Here is a 2,554-nt window from a genome sequence, read left to right as displayed (position 1 = left end):
TATACTTTTTAAGACAATTTCCATTATGTAAAATACAAACATTAAGAGTCGTGGTAATCATCAGCATTTATATCTGAGCTTCCACACTTTTTTATTTACCCTTTTCCGCTATGATTTGCGATAACTAAATTAATGTATGTGTAAGTAATTAAAGACAGAATCTTCCTTTGATTACTTATCTGAGTCAATATTATGTAAAAGATATTTATCATAAACAAAAAAAAGGAAGCACACATAAATGCACCTCCAATTTTCTTACAAGTTATAGGTTTACTTCATCCTGATAATAAGTTATTTATATCAACTTATTTTAGACTGACAACCTTTTTAAATGAATTTTTAATATCTTTTTCAGCAGCTTTAAATTTTACTTAATATTCTTTGTTCCTACTAATGCATTTCCATTATAAGCATATAATGAAGTTACAACAGCACTATTCACTGATTCAAAAGTACCATTATTTTCGAAAACAATATAAACTATTTTATCTTTTAGTGCAATAGCAACAGGCCAATTTTCACAATATTTATCATAACTAATCGGCTCTGTTAAACCTAAAGAGCTTAACTTAGAAGAATCAATTGCTTTTACTTCGGTAATTTCAGTTAAAGAACCTGTATCCTCTGCTTCTGAAACATCTAAGAAAATCTTACGACCATTTGAAACAAGTTTTCCTTCTTCTGTTCCTTCTCCAGTTGAAATTACAATTTCATTAACACTAAACACTAATTGATAAGTATAATTATTAGTATTATTAGTTGTGTAAGTAAAGCCTTCACCATTTGGTAAGTATACTTTTACTGCATCATTAGCAATTTGATTAGTTCGATTTATAAAATTATAATTTCCAGTAATTGCATCCTTATAAGTAACATTCCAAATAGGTTTTTGAGCTTCACTATCACTAAATGCAAATAAATTTGCATAATTTGCTGTTACTTTACCATTGAAAACAACATGATCTACTACGATTAATTTGTTAATTTCAGATTCATCATAATTTCCTTTTTTAAAATATTGATAGTATGTAGGATTACCATAAATTAACCCAGCAAAAGCATTAGCAGTTATATCACCATTAAAGGAACTATTAGATATTTTCAATAAAGGTGATTTTTGATAATTTACACCTACAATATCCTTATCGTTATCGTAAGGATAATACGCACCTACAAATCCACCAGCATTTGTTTGATTTGTTACGACAGAACCTACAATATCACAATTATTAATTGTGATTTTTTGTGGTGTAGCAGGAGTCTCTCGATCATCATAAATCGCACCAGCAATTAAAAATGCATAATTTGTCTTATTGATATTTAGTATATCCCCATCAATACTACATTTTATATCATGTAAATTAATTTCATCAATATACCATGGATCACTGATAATGCTTAGACCTACTGTCTTATTAGAAACTAATTCAACATTAAAAATTTCAATTGCTCCTGTAGACTTAGTTTTTCCTTTAGAATCATATCCAACAAATAAAGCTAAAATTCTATCCCCTGTACATGCAATAATTTTATGTCCGCCGCCATCATAGCTTAAATTATAATGAGTAGTTATACTTCTGTCTAATGTAAAATTATTTAGCTGTTTAAAATGATATGTTTTACTACTATCATTTATAACATTTAAATTTTCAAGTGCATAGAATTGATTAACATCAGCGACTAAATAAGGAAAACTCTCACTACCATTGCCACCAGCAAAATCATTATTTGTCAGAATTAATGTTAACGTCATGCTGTTTCTAATCTTACTGCTGAAATCAAATGGCTTGCCATCAGAAGTAACCCATTTGTATGAATATCCGGCAACTGTATCTTCTGGTTTTGCAGGTTCTGTTATAGTTGAACCGCTTGTTACGGTAATTGCTGCTGGTACATCGAATGGAATTGAACTATCAACTGCATATTTAACAGTATAAGAACTTGTACTAGTACCACCCGATGAACCACCAGTTGAAGGTTTATTTACTTCAGGTGCTTGCTCAACATCTTTGCCTGTTTCTACATCTTTGATTACTGTATCCTTGCCAGCTTCTACGCCATCAACGTTTGCTTCAACTTTGTTAATTGTTCCGCTTCCTTCAATTTTTACCGGAGCATCTGCTGTAATTGTGCCTACTGTACTGCCTTTTGATACTTCTACCTTCGTATCTTTTGCACTTTCTGTTACCACCACATTCTTAACATCGGCATTTACCTTGATTTGAGTATCTGTCTTTACTTCAAGGCTTTCTACCGATGCCTGAATATCCACACTTGCATATGTCCGTGTACTTACTTCCTGTGCAGGGACTTCAATCACGATTTCACCTTTAGTTGTTGACTGGACTTCAATCTTCTCTACTTCCCCTTTGAAGTTCTTATCCGGTGTTACCGCTGCTGTTTCTTCCAATACGATTGTCTTAACTTCTGTTTCACCGCTTAATACGACTTCTGTATTTCTTGTCTGTGTACTGATTGATTCAATCTTTGAATCAGTAATCGTTAATTTCCCGGCTGTTTGGTTGTCACCAATAACAACCAATTTGCCTTTTAC

Annotated in this window: 1 protein-coding gene; it reads right to left on the bottom strand. The window is 31.8% G+C overall.

Annotated features, from left to right (window positions below; genetic code table 11):
- Positions 1 to 367: 367 nt before the first annotated feature.
- Positions 368 to 2,554: hypothetical protein (locus tag DAHG_RS01100; RefSeq protein WP_026880749.1), on the bottom strand; the 2,187-nt coding region annotated here is incomplete at its 5' end.

Source organism: Dielma fastidiosa (assembly GCF_000313565.1).
Classification (GTDB): domain Bacteria; phylum Bacillota_I; class Bacilli_A; order Erysipelotrichales; family Erysipelotrichaceae; genus Dielma; species Dielma fastidiosa.
The sequence above is the reverse complement of the archived record's forward strand: the minus strand, read 5'-3'. Positions and strand labels throughout refer to the sequence as shown.